We start from the raw sequence: 15088 nt of genomic DNA on the forward strand, positions 1-15088 counted from the left end.
CACAGGTATGGAGGCAATCCGGCGGTCTGAAATGGCGTGGACGCAATAATGGGCCGGGTGGACCTTCCCGTACTGCCGCCGCTCGAACCGATGCTGGCCAAGGCCCAGGCCAAGGTCCCGCCCGACGCGGGTGTGTGGTCGTACGAGCCGAAGTGGGACGGCTTCCGTGCCCTGGTCTTCCGCGACGGAGACAAAGTCGTGCTGCTCTCGCGCAGCGGTAAGGATCTAGGCCGGTATTTCCCCGACGTCGTCGAGGCAGTGCGCGACGAGTTGGCACCGCGGTGTGTGCTGGACGGCGAGATCGTCGTCCCCCGCGAGTTCGGCGGTCGCACCCGACTGGACTGGGAGTCCCTGAGCCAGCGCATCCACCCCGCGGCCAGCCGCATCACGATGCTGGCGGAGCAGACCCCCGCGCACTTCATCGGCTTCGACGCGCTCGCGTCCGGCGACACCTCGCTGATGAAGCAACCTTTTCGCGTGCGCCGAGAGGCGCTTCTGGACGCCGTGAACGAGAAGCAGTGGTGCCACGTCACCCGAACCACCGAGGATCCCGAGCTCGCGGTGCAGTGGCTGGAGGAGTTCGAAGGCGCCGGACTCGACGGCGTGATCGCCAAACGGCTGGACGGCCCGTATCTGCCCGGCAAGCGCGAGATGGTCAAGGTCAAGCACGCCCGCGACGCCGATTGCGTGGCGATGGGTTATCGCATCCACAAGAGCGGGGAGGGCATCGGTTCGATCCTGCTCGGCCTGTACCGCGATGACGGAGAGCTGCAGATGGTCGGCGGGGCAGCATCTTTCACCACCAAGGATCGGCTCAAGTTGTTGGCTGAGCTGGAACCGCTGCGCGAAGGCGACGAGATGCGCGAGGGCGACCCCAGCCGCTGGAACTCCGCGGCCGACAAGCGGTGGGTTCCCATTCGGCCGGAGAAGGTCTGCGAGGTCGCCTACGACCAGATGGAGGGCAACGGCGGCGCCGCCCAACGCTTCCGCCACGCAGTGAAGTTTCGGCGGTGGCGCCCCGACCGAGATCCGAAGAGCTGTACCTTCGACCAGCTCGACGTCCCGCTCACCTACGACCTCTACGACGTTCTGGAGTCCTGAGATGCCAAAAGCTGCAGAGGAAGTCGATGTCGACGGTACGAAGGTGCGGCTGACCAACCGCGACAAGGTGTACTTCCCGAAGCTGGGCCGCAACGGCACGAAGGGCAAACTCTTCGACTACTACCGCTCCGTCGCCGAACCGATGGTGGCGCTCCTGCGCGACCGCCCGGTGCACCTGCAGCGGTTCCCCGACGGCATCGACGGCGAGGAGATCTATCAGAAGCGGGTCCCGCAGAAGCATCCCGACTACCTCGAAACCTGCACCGTCACCTTCCCATCCGGCCGCACCGCCGACGCACTGAAGGTCACCCACCCGTCGGCGATCGCATGGGCTGCCCAGATGGGCACGATCACCCTGCACCCGTGGCAGGTGAGATGCCCCGACACCGAACATCCCGACGAACTGCGCATCGACCTCGACCCCCAGCCGGGAACGGGCTTCGCCGACGCCAGCTCGGTCGCGGTCGACGTGCTCAAACCGCTGCTCGACGAATTGGGCCTGATCGGGTATCCGAAGACGTCGGGCGGACGTGGCGTGCACGTCTTCCTCCGGATCAAGACCGACTGGGACTTCATCGACGTGCGACGCGCGGGCATCGCACTGGCCCGCGAGGTCGAACGCCGCGCGCCCGACGCGGTGACCACCTCATGGTGGAAGGAGGAAAGAGGCGCGCGCATCTTCATCGACTACAACCAGAATGCGAGGGACCGGACCTTCGCTTCCGCGTACTCGGCGCGCAAGACCCCCATAGCCACCGTCTCCACGCCGTTGACCTGGGATGAGCTTCGCACCGCCGACCCCGACGACTACACGATTACGTCCGTGCCCGATTTCCTTGCGGGACGGCCCGATCCGTGGGCCGACATCGACCGCAAGCCGCAGTCGATCAAGAAGCTGCTGGACATGGTCAAGGCCGACGAGGAGCGGGGGCTGGGCGATCTGCCGTATCCGCCGAGCTATCCGAAGATGCCTGGGGAACCCCCGCGCGTGCAACCGAGCAAGAAGGTGGCCGCGAACTGGGACGAGGACGGCAACCCGGTCAACAACTGAGTGCGCGTTTGTGTGGCGCGTCACACGGGTACGGGGAGTTCATGATCAAACAAGTCAGTGTTGCCTTGGGTGTGCTCGCGGTCGCGGTCGGCTGTTCCAATCAAGCGTCCGACGATTCGGCCACCACCACGACGACCACGGGTTCGCCCAGTGCCCAGGGCATGACCACCCAGATCAATACGGCTGACGGCAGGCACGTCGCCGATGCCACCATCGACTTCTCCGACGGGTACGCCACGGTGACCGTCGAGACCGTCGAGGACGGCATCCTGTCGCCCGGCTTCCACGACATGCACATTCACCAGATCGGAGTCTGCGAGGCCGGCGACGGATTCGCCTCCGCGGGCGAGCACTTCCAGGCGCCCGGGCACACCGGTATGCCCGCCAGTGGCGATCTGCCGCCCCTGCTGGTGCGGTCGAACGGCGCGGGCAAGCTGGTCGCGACCAGCGACGCCTTCACCGAGGAGCAGCTCACGACCCCGCAGGGTTCGTCGATCGTCCTGCACGAGAGCGCGACCATGGAGGACCCGGCCGCTCCCGAACAACCGCGGATCGCGTGCGGTGTCATCAGCCCGGGCGCCGCGGGGACGACCTCCGTCGAGACGTCCACGTCGACCACCGTCGTCACCACGTCCGCGGTCCCGCCGGTTTCCCCGACCACCGTCACGGAGACACCGGCCACGACCACCCCGGCACCCGAGTCGCCGGCCACCACGACGCCGCCGACCGAGACGAACACCGTCACCGTGACCGAGTCGCCCTCGCCGACGGCCACCACCACGGTGGCCCCGCCGCCGGGCGGCTGACACGACTCGCTCAGCGCGTCGAAATGCCGCCGATCGCGCGGTGAACCGGGTCTGCTGTTGGCATGCGCGTTTCGAAGACCGTTCGTAGATGGCTGGCGGGCCTGGCGCTGTTCGCCCTCGTGGGCAGTGGTGTCGGAGTGGCGGCCGTGATGGTCATCGGGTCGGTCAAGGACGCCAAGCAGACACAGGCCGCGTCCGCGCAGCGTGCGACGCAGGCCCCGCCGCCGAAGGTCCCCACGGCGTTCGAGTTCACGATCAACGTCGTGGTCACCGACCAGCACTGCGCACCCGAAGCGCCCGGATGTTTCTACAAGTACTCGATCGAGCCGAAATACATTGGCATGCATCCGCTCCCGAAGACCCCGTTCACCGTCTTCTACGAGGTGCTCGGCGGTAACGCACCGCAGAAGGGCGAGTTCACCGTGGAGAACGGCCAGGCGCAGATTCTGCAGGACGTCGTCCTGGAAGGACCGCCGTCGGCCCAACTCAAGGCGAACGTCCTGCAGGTGACCGGCTGAGCCGTTACCGCTGTGGCCCGACGCCGCGCGCCTGCGGGAGCGGCAGGTCGTTGTAGGTGGCGATGCCGGGAGGCGCCGCCACGACTGCGGGAATCGCGTGGATCGGGGGCATGGCGGTCATGATGTGGCCGAGCACGAAGAAGTCCTCGATCGACTTGGCGTTCTCGATCATGTCCGGCGGCGGCAGGAAACCGACCTGCATGTTCACCGTCGGCCGACCGTCGATCGTGATCTTCCAGCCTTCGGCGTCCATCTGCCAGTCGGGGTCGAGCGTGGTGCCCTTCTTCCACCGGACGCTGATCTCGACCACCGTCTTGCCGTCGACGATGCCCTGCCAGCTGGCGAACACGCCGGCGACGTGGCCGGCCGGGATCGTCCACGACGCCATCACCAGATCCTCTGTGGTCTGGGCGTATTCGGGCACGCACTTGATCTCGTCGAGCTCGACGCCGATCGAATCAGCGACCAGGCGGACCGCCTCGGCGAACACCGCGGTGCCCTGTGAGGCCATCGGCTGCAGGCTCGGATCGTCGATCGCGGTGCCGAACCCGACGGGTCGCTCGGTGTCGGGGGAGTCGTAGAGGGTGGTGTCGGCGGATTCGGCGATGGTGATCTTGTCGACGCGGTCGCAGCCCGTGGCGGCCACGATCGCGAGCAGTTCGGCGAAGCCGGGGCTGATCCCGGACCCGAACAGCGTCGACCCGCCGCGCTTGCACGCCTCTTCGAGCTTGACCCGGTCGTCGCCGAGGTTATGTCCGGTGATGAAGGACGCCGAGGACACCACGTTGACGCCGGCCTCGAGGATGCGCACCAGCTCGTCGACGTTGATCCACATCGGGTTGTAGACCACGGCGTCCGGCTTCAGCGCCAGCAGGGCGTCGACGTCGTCGGTGGCCTTCACACCGAGGGGTGCGATGCCGACGAGCTCACCGGCGTCCCGGCCCACCTTCTCTTGCGACCAGGCGTAGAGGCCGACGAGTTCGTAGTTCGGATTGTTTGCGATCGCCTCGACGGAGCTCTTGCCGACGTTGCCGGTGGTCCACTGCACGACGCGATAGGGAGTGTTTGGCACCCGCACAGCATAGGAAAGGCCCGCGTTTGGCGGGGCGGTTTTTACCGCGCGGCGAAAAATAATTCCGAGAGGCCCTACGCTGATCGTGATGAGCGGCCGAACCAGGGGTCGCCCGCCCCGGATCAGCCGCGACCAGATCGTCGCAGCGGCCAGGGACGTGGCGAGCGCGGACCTGACCATGCAGGCGGTCGCCGACGCGCTCGGGGTCACCCGCAAGGCGCTGCACTACTACGTCGGCGACCGGGAGGGCCTGCTGACGCTGGTGGTGACCGACCTGTTCGAACGCGAACTCACCAGCGTGGAGTTGCCCGACGGCGACGACTGGCGGGCCGTCCTGCGGGCCTACACGGTCGCGTTCCGCAACGGGCTGACCCACGTCGGCGCCGCCACCGACTTCACCCGACTACGAGGTCTCGGCGCGGCCGCCGCGTTGGCGCTCGCCGACCGAGTGCTCGACGCACTGCTGGCCGCCGGCTTTGCACCGGACACCGCCCGCTACGGGTTGACCGCGGCCTCGAACATCGCGCAGTCGGCCGCGCACAGCAGCGCCGCGCAGACGCCGTCGGGAATGCACCGGCACCGAGCCGAAACGTCGGCGGCCCTGGAGTGGGAACCCGAGGACACCTATCCGGCGCTGCGCGCCGTGCTCGCCTCGGCCGAATCCCAGCGCCACGACGCCGAGCACCAGTTCGACTTCGAGCTCAGCGTGTTGATCGCCGGCCTGGAACGGCTCCTGGGCCGTTAGAGCGGCGTCAGGGTGGCCTTGGCGGTCCGTTCCAGCCCGCCGCGGTCCACCCACGTCAGGTCGACCACGTCACCGGGATAGTGGCGGTCCAGCACGGAGGTCAGCGTCGTCGCCGAATCCAGCGGGGTGCCGTCGAGCACGACGAGCACGTCGCCGGGAGCCAGTCCCGCCCGGTCGGCCGGCCCGCCGCGCAGCACGTCGGCGATCTGCACACCGGGGCCGCGTTGCGCCGAGCGCACCCCGACACCGAGCAGCACCGGAGGACCGATGTGCACATCGGCCGACGCCATGCGGGACCGGATCTGGTTGGCGATCGGCATCGCGTCGTTGATCGGGATCGCGAAGCCTTCACCACCCGGGCCGAAGCGGAAATTCACCGACGCCGCGGTGGTGATGCCCACGACCTGACCGGCGCCGTTGACCACCGGGCCGCCGGAATCACCCGCGACCACCGGAGCTGCGAACTCGATGAGACCGGCGAGTTCGTCCTTGCTGCCGGTCAGCGAGTCCTCGGCGTTCACCGTCCGGCCGAACGCGGTGATCGTGCCGACCTCGCGCGTCAACGGTCCGTTCGTCCCGTTGGCGTTGCCGAGCGCGACGACCGGTTCACCGGGCGCCAACAGCGCCGAATCACCGATCGGTGCGACCGGCAGGTTGGTCCCGCCGATCAGCTGCAGCACCGCGATGTCGCGCTTGCGGTTGTAGCCGACCAGCTCAGCCGGGTAGGACCGGCCTCCGACGCTCGCGGTGATCCGATCTGCGCCGGATACCACGTGGAAGTTGGTCAGGACCTGGCCGTTGGGGTCGATCACGAATCCGGCACCGTTTCCGTACGCGCCCTGATAGTCGATCTCGGTGTCGATCCGGACCACGGCAGGTTCGACCTGAGTGGCGGCCGCGACGGGGTCGCCGGGGGCCGCTGCAGCCGGAGACACCGGCGCCACCACGGCCAACGCCATGGCCAATGCGATCAGCAGCGTCGTGAAGGGACGCCGAAGGGGGAATTTGCCCATAGGCCCATATTGCCCGATGACGGGTCCGATTAATCGTCCAGCGCGACGCCGCCACGCAAGCGCCGGCGGCGGCGACGTGCCGGTTCGGGTCTGCGATTACGCAGTTTGCCGTCGCCGGATTCCGGTTCTTCGGCGGCCTCGGCTGCAGATTCCTCGGGACCGGACCCGGGTTCGTCGGCGTCCGCCTCGACCTCGGCTTCTTCTTCGGTGGCCTCGGCGTCCTCGTCCGTCTGACCTTCATCGTCCGTCTGACCTTCATCTGGGTCGCCGGACTCGTCGACCGTTGTGGCGTCCGTGGACTCGTCGGCAACCTCGGCGGTGCTTTCGGCCTGCTCCTCGGTCTCTTCCTCGGATTTCGCGCCTTTCCGGCGACCGCGGCGCTGTTTGGGCTCCTTGACCTTCACCGGCTTCGGAGGCGGCGGCGGCATCTCGGCGATCGAAGCCAGGTAGAAGGCGAAAACGCCGAGCAGCGCGATCGCTGCGGCGGCGCCGTAGACGCCGAACAGCCACCTGCCCGCGGTGTCGAGCGACAGCCAGATCTCGCTGACGGCCGCGCCGACGATCAGCACCCCGGCCAGCACATGCAGCCCGATCGACACGGTCCGCAGCCTCAGCGCCATCTGGGGCGTTCCGAACTCCGGTCGTCGAGTCCGCAGCAGGGTGAACACCACCGGTAGTGCGGCCAGCCCGATCAACGCACCGCACACGATGCGCATCACGGTGCCCAAGGTGTGCGGAATGTCACCGGAGAGCTCATAGGAGCGCGGCAGGACGAAGAAGAAGTACAGAACACCGGCCACGACGCTGAACAACGCGTGCCAGGTCACCGCGACAGTGCGGCTCATCTTCCTCCTAGACGATTGTTTGGCCCCGAGGTGCGACCGGGCCTGGCCGTCTAACGGGCCGACAGGCCGCACCCCGGGCCGAGTGCGGAGGATGCGGGATTTGAACCCGCGAGGGCTATTAACCCAACCCGCGTTCCAGGCGAGCGCCATAGGCCACTAGGCGAATCCTCCGCGGGCCATGGTAGCCGACCCCGGGCCGGAGCCGATCCGGATACAGGGCCTGCGCCCCGGTCGTCCCCTCGCCCTTCCGGCTGGGAGGTGCCCCCGGCGCATTCCGTCCGCCGAAGCCCCGGGTATTAGACTCGCCGTGGACCCCGCGCGGCGTCCATCCTGTGAACTCCCCCAGGGCCGGAAGGCAGCAAGGGTCAATGGGCTCTGGCGGGTGCGCGGGGTCCCCTCATTTCCAGTCGAAAGGCGTTCGGTGTCATTTCTGTCGCTCGGCCGGGACGAACTCGCCGCAGAACACGAGCAGCAGAAGCGTGATTACGCCGAACTGCAGGCCAAAGGACTCAAACTCGACCTGACCCGGGGCAAGCCGTCCGCCGCACAGCTGGACCTGTCCAACAAGCTGCTCGAACTGCCGGGGTCCGGCGACTTCCGTGACGGCGACGGCACCGACGTCCGCAACTACGGTGGCGTGCACGGGCTGCCCGAACTGCGCGCGATCTTCGGCGAGCTGCTCGGCATCCCGGTGCAGAACCTGATCGCAGGCAACAACGCCAGCCTCGAGCTGATGCACGACGTCGTGGTGTTCTCGATGCTGCACGGCGGCCCGGACTCGCCGCGGCCGTGGGCGCAGGAGCCCACGATCAAGTTCTTGTGCCCGGCCCCCGGCTACGACCGGCACTTCGCGATCACCGAGAGCCTCGGCATCGAGATGATCACCGTGCCGATGCTCGAGGACGGTCCCGACGTCGACCTCATCGAGGAGCTCGTGGCAACCGATCCCGCGATCAAGGGGATGTGGTGCGTGCCGGTGTACTCGAACCCCACCGGGGTCACCTTCTCCTGGGAGACGGTTCGCCGGTTGGTTCAGATGCGAACGGCGGCAAACGATTTCCGGTTGATGTGGGACAACGCCTACGCGGTGCACACGTTGACCCACGACTTCGTCCGCAACGTCGACGTGCTCGGGTTGGCCGAGGCCGCGGGCAACGGGAACCGGCCGCTGGTGTTCGCGTCGACCTCGAAGATCACGTTCGCCGGCGCCGGGGTCAGCTTCCTGGGCGCCTCGCTGGGCAACATCACCTGGTACCTGCAGCACGCGGGCAAGAAGTCGATCGGCCCGGACAAGGTCAACCAGCTGCGCCATCTGCGGTTCTTCCGCGACGCCGACGGCGTGCGTCTGCAGATGCAGCGTCACCAGCAACTGCTGGCTCCGAAGTTCGCCGCGGTGTTGGAGATCCTCTCCGACCGGCTGGGCGCGTCGAAGATCGCGTCGTGGACCGAACCCAAGGGCGGATACTTCGTCAGCCTCGACGTCCTGCCGGGCACGGCCAAGCGCACCGTGGCGCTGGCCAAAGACGCGGGCATCGCGGTGACCGAGGCCGGTGCGACCTTCCCGTATCGAAAAGACCCGGAAGACAAGAACATCCGCATCGCGCCGACGATGCCGCCGGAGCCCGAGCTGCGGGTGGCGATCGACGGCCTGGCCACCTGCGCACTGCTCTCGGCGACCGAGTCGTTGCTTAAGGGCTCTTAGTCGGCTTCCGGTTCCCGTTTGTGAATCTGACGACGGTTTTCGCGGAAAAGCGTCGTCAGATTCACAATCGAAGCCCGCGAGCGCGCAACGCGCTCTCGACCCTCGCCACATAGGTGGCGCGCCGGTAGCGCAGCAGGTCTCTGCTAACCCGGATGATCACCCAGTCGAGTTCGGTCAACGCGAACTGCTTGTCGATGTCGCGCTGCCTCACGCTTGGATCGGTCCAGTGTTGTGGGCCGTCATATTCGATTCCGACCTTGACGGCCTCATACGCCATGTCGAGCCGGGCGAGGAACTGCCTGTACTCGTCGAATACGCGAACCTGCGTCTGCGGCGCCGGAAGCCCCGCGTCGATCAACGCCAGCCGGGCCACCGTCTCCTGCGGGGATTCCGCACCGGCGTCCATCAGCGGGAGCACGCGCCTGAGCCGAGGAATGCCGCGGGCGCCCGCATGCGCGGCGATCACCGCCTCCACGTCGACGTGTTTGAGCCCGGTGGCGTTGGCCAGAGCGTCGAGACGCTGCACCGCGACGGTCCGGTCCTTGAGATGGCGACCGAGGTCGAACGCCGTGCGTGCCGGCGTCGTCACACGCATCGCGGTCATGGTCAGGAGTTCGTTCGGTAGTACGCGTTCTGTCCGGACGACGAGTTTGGTTGGTGCCCTGCGGTTGTCGTGGATGAGTTCAGCGGGCTCCGACCCGTCGATGTACTTGGTGCCCAGTACCGCCGCCGCCGACAGGCCCGCGACGATTCCGCGCCGCTTCGACCACAGCCATGCCGCCTGCGCGCGATCGCGCGCCGATGCCGCGGCGTCACGTGGGACGTAGACACCCGGATACATCGGGGCGTACAGGCGGCGCATCGCGCGCTCGGAGATCGCGCCGGTGGCCAACGCTTCGCTCCCGACGAACGGCCACGGCAGGTCGGTCATGCTCGTACGGTGCATGCGGGGACCGACGGATCACGGCTGGGGTCGCGAGTCATCCACAGGGTCGCCACCGTTTGTGAACCTGACGACGCTCAGAGCGTCCAAACCGTCGTCAGATGCACAACCCAGCGACACAGTGGTGGCCCGTCGAGCCGTCACACCACGCCGGTAGCCTGCTGACCGTGGCGCTCTACCGCAAGTACCGGCCCGCGACCTTCGCCGAAGTCGTCGGCCAGGAACATGTCACCGAGCCCCTGTCGACGGCGCTGACGTCGGGCCGGATCAACCACGCGTACCTGTTCTCCGGTCCGCGCGGATGCGGCAAGACCTCATCGGCACGCATCCTGGCGCGGTCGCTGAACTGTGAACAGGGTCCGACGGCCACCCCGTGCGGAACGTGCGATTCGTGTGTGGCGCTCGCCCCGAACGGGCCGGGCAGCGTCGACGTCGTCGAACTCGACGCCGCGAGCCACGGCGGTGTGGACGACACCCGTGAGTTGCGTGACCGCGCGTTCTACGCCCCTGCGCAGTCGCGGTACCGGATCTTCATCGTCGACGAAGCGCACATGGTCACCACGGCGGGCTTCAACGCGCTGCTCAAAATCGTCGAGGAACCGCCCGAACACCTCATCTTCGTGTTCGCGACCACCGAGCCGGAGAAGGTGCTGCCGACCATCCGCTCGCGCACACACCACTATCCGTTCCGGCTGCTCGCGCCGCGGACCATGCGCACGCTGTTGGAGGGCATCTGCCAGCAGGAGAACGTCACCGTCGACGATGCGGTGTACCCGCTGGTGATCCGCGCGGGCGGTGGGTCGCCCCGCGACACCCTGTCCGTGCTCGACCAATTGCTCGCCGGCGCCGAGGGCAACCACGTCAACTACACGCGGGCGCTGGCGCTGCTGGGCGCGACGGACGTGGCGCTCATCGACGACGCGATCGACGCGCTGGCCGCCGGCGACGGCGCGGCACTGTTCGGGGTCGTCGAGGCGGTGATCGACGCCGGCCACGACCCGCGCCGGTTCGCGACCGACCTGTTGGAGAGGTTCCGCGACCTGATCATCCTGCAGTCGGTACCCGACGCCGCGGCGCGCGGAGTCGTCGACGGACCCGAGGACGTGCTCGACCGGATGCGTGAGCAGGCGACCCGCATCGGCATCGCGACGCTGACCCGCTACGCCGAAGTGGTGCACGCCGGCCTCGGCGAGATGCGTGGCGCCACGGCGCCCCGGCTGCTGCTGGAGGTGGTGTGCGCGCGGCTGCTGCTCCCGTCGGCCAGTGACACGGAATCGGCTCTGCTGCAACGTATCGAGCGCATCGAGACCCGACTGGAGATGTCGATCCCGGCGGGCGAGGCCCCGTCGGCTCAGGCGGGTGGGCCGCCGCGGCAGTACGCCCGCAGGAGTAAGGCCGAACCGCAGGCGACCGAGTCGTCGCCGCAGCCGCGCAGCCAGCCCCAGGCCCCACCCAAGCCCGAACCGAAGCCAGAGCCCCGGCCTGAACCGGCGCCTGAACCCAAGCCCGACCCGGCACCGCCCGCGGCCGAGACCAAACCGCCGTCGCCGCCGCCGGTGCGGCCGCCATCCGATCCGGTGGTGGAAGCGCCGCCCCCAGCCGCGGTGACCGGTGAGCCGAACGCCGCGGCCGTGCGCAGCATGTGGTCGACGGTGCGGGACAAGGTGCGCGAGCGCAGCCGCACCACCGAGGTGATGTTGTCGGGCGCGATCGTCCGGGCGGTCGAGGGCGACACGCTGGTGCTCAGCCATGACTCGGCACCGCTGGCCAAGCGGTTGACCGAACAACGCAACGCCGACGTCATCCGCGAAGCGTTGAAGGACGCCCTCGGGGTGAACTGGAAGATCCGCTGCGAGGCCGGTCCGGCGAACGCCGCGCCGCCGACGGAACCGGCTCCGGCCGGCCCCCCGCCGCCTCGCAACGACGATGACGACGAGGAAGCCATGCTGGCCGAAGCGGGCAGCGATACCTCGGACACGCCGCGCCGCGATCCCGAGGAAGCGGCGCTCGAGCTACTGCAGAACGAGTTGGGCGCCCGGCGTATCGACGGCTGAGGCTGGGGCGTCCGCTAGGGCGTCCACCACGGCCGCAGCGGGAGCCCGCCGTCGTAGCCGTCGCCATCCAGCTTGACTGCCAGAACCTGGTGCAGCTGAACAACATTCGTCTCGAAGCCCAGGCGCGAGCCGGCCATGTAGAGGCCCCACACCTTGGCCGTCGCGAGGCCGACCTCGGCGACTGCCTCGTCCCAGTGCTCCACCAGGTTGCGGCACCAGTCACGCAGCGTCAGCGCGTAGTGATGGCGCAGGTTCTCTTCGTGGACCACCTCCAGGCCGACATCCTGCGCCTCGGTGATGATGCGACCGGAACCGGTGAGTTCCCCGTCGGGGAAGACGTAGCGGTCGATGAAGCCGCCCGCGGTGGAGCCGGTTCTGTTGTCCGGCCGGGTGATGCAGTGGTTGAGCAGCAGTGCGCCGTGACGCATCTTCGACTGGAGGAAACCGAAGTAGGCGGGGTAGTTGTGCACGCCGATGTGCTCGGTCAGCCCGATCGAGGACACCGCGTCGAAATCGGACTCGCGCACATCGCGGTAGTCGCCGTGGCGTACCTCGGCGAGGTCTTCGAGCCCGTCGCGCGCGATGGCCTCTCGCGCCCAGGACGCCTGCTCCTTCGACAGCGTGACCCCGAGCGCCTTGACCCCGTGCCGCGCGGCGTAGCGCACCATGCCGCCCCAGCCGCAACCCACATCGAGCAGGCGGTCGCCGGGCTTGAGACGCAGTTTCTCGAACACCAGCCGGTACTTGTTGTCCTGCGCCTCCTCCAGCGTCGACCCGCTGTGCGGATAGCACGCGCACGTGTAGGTCATCGACGGGCCGAGCACCCATTCGTAGAACCTGTTGGAGACGTCGTAGTGGTGGTGGATCGCCTCGGCATCACGAGTCTTGCTGTGGCGCAGTCCTTCCGCGATCCGACGCCACCGCGGCAGCGCCTCCTGCGGGGGCGGCGCGATCGGCTTGAGGTGCTCCACGCCGATGGAACGCACGATCTGTGCGAGCACCCGCGCGGGCGGACGTTTGAAGTCCATCTTGTCGGCGAGCGCTTTGAGCAACTCGTAGGGATCGCCGGGATGCACGCCGTGCGTCTCCAGATCGCCCGACACGTAGGCACGCGCCAGCCCAAGATCCCCCGGCGCCGTGGCCAGATACGTCGTACCTCGCGGTGTGAGCAGCTCCAGGCCGATCGGGGCGTCCTCGGGTCCGGCCGTGCTCCCGTCGTAGGCGCTGAAGCGCAGCGGCAGGTTTCCGCCCGCGAGGATCTCCAGAATCTCGGCCAGCGTGAGCTTCCCCGTCTGCGCCTGTGGCGTGTGTTCCTTGAAAGTCGTCATCGTCTCTGCACCGCCTTCGCATAGAGATCGAGCAGCCGTGAGTCTGGATCGTATGCCTTTTTCACTATCTTGTACGTTTCGCCTCCGTACAGATCGTCGAACTCTTCACGGCTGTAATACGAATCCGAGTACAACGACTTGTGTCCGGCGAGTTCGCTGACCTTGCGTTCGATCAACCTGTTGGTGTGCCCTTCGCTGGGGCCGACCGGCACCGACGACCAGAACCCGACGTTGACGTAGGTGTGGTTCGGCCGAAGCGGGTACAGCGGCCACGCGCCGTCTGTCCCGCCGTCGTCGCGAAGTCGTAACGGGCACAGCCAGATCGGCTCGATCGGTACGGCCTCGAGGAACCAGTGCAGGAACTCCGCGACTCGTCCGATCGGCACCTCGACGTCCTGCACCACGCGTTCGCGCGGTGGTCGCTTGTTGTGCTGCTCGATCCTGTCGGCGATGTCGAACCGCCGGTCGAGCGCGACCAGCTTCCAGTAGAAACTGCTGCGCCGGCACCGACGGGGCCACCACCGGCGGATCCGCGGATTCTGGACGCCGAACGCCCGTGAGCACCAGAACCAGTCGGTGTCCCACCGCCACAGGTAGTCGTGGACCGTCAGCCGGTCGTGCTTCTCGGCGCCGTTGCCCCCCGGGTGCTGAATCGAGCGGTAGTAGATGTGCTGACCCGTGTAGTCGCTGACGGGTCCGGGTGCGGTGGTCTTGAATCCGAGTGTCAGGTAGGCCTCGTCGGCGGAGAACACCACACCGTCGAGATAGTCGACCGGTTTCCCGTCGTAGGTGCGAGTTTCGACGACGCGGTCCATCGCGGTGACGAGGTCCTCGATGGTGTTGAACCGCAGATGGCGCAGCGTGACGAAGGGCGCAACGGCTTCCAGCTCGATCCTCAGCCGAACCGAATAGCCCAGCGTGCCATACGAATTCGGGAAGGCGCGGAACAGGTCGGTGTTCTGGTCCGACGACGCGGTGACGACATCGCCGGTGCCGGTGAGGATGTCCATCTCCAACACCGACTCGTGGGGTAGGCCGTTGCGGAACGACGTGGACTCGATACCGAGCCCGGTGACCGCTCCGCCGAGCGTGATCGTCTTGAGCTGCGGTACCACCAACGGCGCCAAACCGTAAGGCAGCGTCGCGGCGACAAGATCTTCGTACGTGCACATGCCGGCCACGTCGGCGGTACGCGCCTCGGGGTCCACGGCGATGACCCCGGTCAACCCCGAGACGTCCAGGCCCTTCGCGGTGGTTTTGGCCCGCGCGCGGAACAGGTTCGACGTGGGCTTGGCCAGGCGAACGGTGGCATCGGGCGGAATCGCACGATAGCTGCTCAGTAGCCGCTGCACGCCCGCGGCATGACGAGCACGTGCGTCGGTTCGGGCAACAGACACGGATATACGCTAGTCCGCGGTCGCAGGCGATGCGACCGCATGGAATTTCTATCGAGGAGCATGCACCGATGGGACAGGTCAGCGCATCGAGCACCGTCTTGATCGACGCTGCGCCGGAGACGGTGTTGTCGGCCATCGCGGACTACGCGAACGTGCGACCGAAGATCCTGTCGCCGCACTACAGCGACTACCGGGTGCTCGAGGGCGGACAGGGCGCGGGCACGGTGGCCACCTGGAAGCTGCAGGCGACCAAGTCACGGGTGCGCGACGTCAAGGCCGAGATCGACGTCGCGGGTCACACGGTCATCGAGAAGGACGCCAACTCCTCGATGATCACCAACTGGACCGTCGCGCCGGCGGGTTCGGGGTCCTCGGTGACCGTCAAGACGTCCTGGCAGGGCGCAGGCGGGATCGGCGGGTTCTTCGAGAAGACGTTCGCGCCGCTTGGACTTCGCAAAATCCAGTCCGAGGTGCTGGAGAACCTGAAGAAGCACCTCGAGGGATGACCTCGCT

General features: G+C 67.6%; 14 protein-coding genes, 1 tRNA gene and 1 other RNA gene. 9 read left to right on the forward strand and 7 right to left on the reverse strand.

What is annotated here, in order from left to right; translation table 11 throughout:
- Positions 1-48: 48 nt before the first annotated feature.
- From AU197_RS15210 to AU197_RS15225, 4 genes are all read left to right on the forward strand, one after another.
- Positions 49-1101 carry an ATP-dependent DNA ligase gene (locus AU197_RS15210; RefSeq protein ID WP_064403528.1) on the forward strand — a complete coding sequence of 351 codons (1053 nt, stop codon included), beginning with the start codon at positions 49-51 and terminating at the stop codon, positions 1099-1101.
- 1 nt (position 1102) lies between these two features.
- On the forward strand, positions 1103-2152 hold the full coding sequence (ligD, locus tag AU197_RS15215; protein ID WP_064403529.1) for a non-homologous end-joining DNA ligase: 1050 nt from the start codon (positions 1103-1105) through the stop codon (positions 2150-2152).
- A 41-nt stretch (positions 2153-2193) separates the two neighbouring features.
- Entirely contained in the window at positions 2194-2958 is a 765-nt protein-coding gene (locus AU197_RS15220) for a superoxide dismutase family protein (RefSeq protein WP_197415552.1), read from the forward strand.
- A gap of 62 nt (positions 2959-3020) precedes the next feature.
- Positions 3021-3476, forward strand: coding sequence for a hypothetical protein (locus AU197_RS15225; protein WP_064403530.1), 456 nt, complete (start codon positions 3021-3023; stop codon positions 3474-3476).
- 4 nt (positions 3477-3480) lie between these two features.
- Here AU197_RS15225 and AU197_RS15230 read toward each other — a convergent pair whose 3' ends face one another.
- A complete protein-coding gene (locus tag AU197_RS15230; RefSeq protein ID WP_064403806.1) occupies positions 3481-4548 on the reverse strand; it encodes an NAD(P)H-dependent amine dehydrogenase family protein in 1068 nt (355 codons plus the stop codon).
- An 88-nt stretch (positions 4549-4636) separates the two neighbouring features.
- Here AU197_RS15230 and AU197_RS15235 point away from each other — a divergent pair, with 88 nt between their 5' ends.
- The gene (locus AU197_RS15235; RefSeq protein ID WP_064403531.1) at positions 4637-5293 is read left to right on the forward strand and encodes a TetR/AcrR family transcriptional regulator; all 657 of its coding nucleotides are present in this window, start codon (positions 4637-4639) and stop codon (positions 5291-5293) included.
- Here the strand turns inward: AU197_RS15235 and AU197_RS15240 are convergent.
- From AU197_RS15240 to AU197_RS15250, 3 genes are all read right to left on the reverse strand, one after another.
- Positions 5290-6306 (reverse strand): S1C family serine protease, encoded by a 1017-nt coding sequence (locus tag AU197_RS15240; RefSeq protein WP_064403532.1) that lies wholly within the window; start codon positions 6304-6306, stop codon positions 5290-5292. The genes AU197_RS15235 and AU197_RS15240 overlap by 4 nt on opposite strands.
- A gap of 29 nt (positions 6307-6335) precedes the next feature.
- Positions 6336-7151 carry a lipid uptake coordinator LucA gene (gene lucA, locus AU197_RS15245; protein ID WP_064403533.1) on the reverse strand — a complete coding sequence of 272 codons (816 nt, stop codon included), beginning with the start codon at positions 7149-7151 and terminating at the stop codon, positions 6336-6338.
- Positions 7152-7236: 85 nt separating this feature from the next.
- Positions 7237-7322: transfer RNA gene (locus tag AU197_RS15250), tRNA-Ser, on the reverse strand.
- Positions 7323-7457: 135 nt separating this feature from the next.
- Between AU197_RS15250 and ffs the strand changes: the two genes are divergently transcribed.
- Together ffs and AU197_RS15255 are read left to right on the forward strand one after the other, a co-directional pair.
- Positions 7458-7552, forward strand: an RNA gene (gene ffs, locus AU197_RS26035) — signal recognition particle sRNA small type.
- Between the two features lie 20 nt (positions 7553-7572).
- Positions 7573-8853 (forward strand): aspartate aminotransferase type Ic, encoded by a 1281-nt coding sequence (locus AU197_RS15255; protein ID WP_064403534.1) that lies wholly within the window; start codon positions 7573-7575, stop codon positions 8851-8853.
- A gap of 61 nt (positions 8854-8914) precedes the next feature.
- Here the strand turns inward: AU197_RS15255 and AU197_RS15260 are convergent, their stop codons facing one another.
- Positions 8915-9784: a type IV toxin-antitoxin system AbiEi family antitoxin gene (locus AU197_RS15260; RefSeq protein WP_064403535.1), complete on the reverse strand. Its 870-nt coding sequence runs from the start codon at positions 9782-9784 to the stop codon at positions 8915-8917.
- Between the two features lie 179 nt (positions 9785-9963).
- On the opposite strand from AU197_RS15260, the gene AU197_RS15265 reads away from it, so the two are divergent.
- Positions 9964-11850 carry a DNA polymerase III subunits gamma/tau gene (locus AU197_RS15265; RefSeq protein WP_064403807.1) on the forward strand — a complete coding sequence of 629 codons (1887 nt, stop codon included), beginning with the start codon at positions 9964-9966 and terminating at the stop codon, positions 11848-11850.
- 14 nt (positions 11851-11864) lie between these two features.
- Here AU197_RS15265 and AU197_RS15270 read toward each other — a convergent pair whose 3' ends face one another.
- Entirely contained in the window at positions 11865-13178 is a 1314-nt protein-coding gene (locus AU197_RS15270; RefSeq protein ID WP_064403536.1) for a class I SAM-dependent methyltransferase, read from the reverse strand.
- Entirely contained in the window at positions 13175-14575 is a 1401-nt protein-coding gene (locus AU197_RS15275) for an FAD-binding oxidoreductase (RefSeq protein ID WP_064403537.1), read from the reverse strand. The genes AU197_RS15270 and AU197_RS15275 overlap by 4 nt, the downstream gene beginning before the upstream one ends.
- A 68-nt stretch (positions 14576-14643) precedes the next feature.
- Between AU197_RS15275 and AU197_RS15280 the strand changes: the two genes are divergently transcribed.
- Positions 14644-15081, forward strand: a complete 438-nt coding sequence (locus AU197_RS15280; RefSeq protein WP_064403538.1) for an SRPBCC family protein — start codon at positions 14644-14646, stop codon at positions 15079-15081.
- The last annotated feature ends 7 nt before the right edge of the window (positions 15082-15088 follow it).

Source organism: Mycobacterium sp. IS-1590, from assembly GCF_001500025.1.
GTDB lineage: Bacteria > Actinomycetota > Actinomycetes > Mycobacteriales > Mycobacteriaceae > Mycobacterium.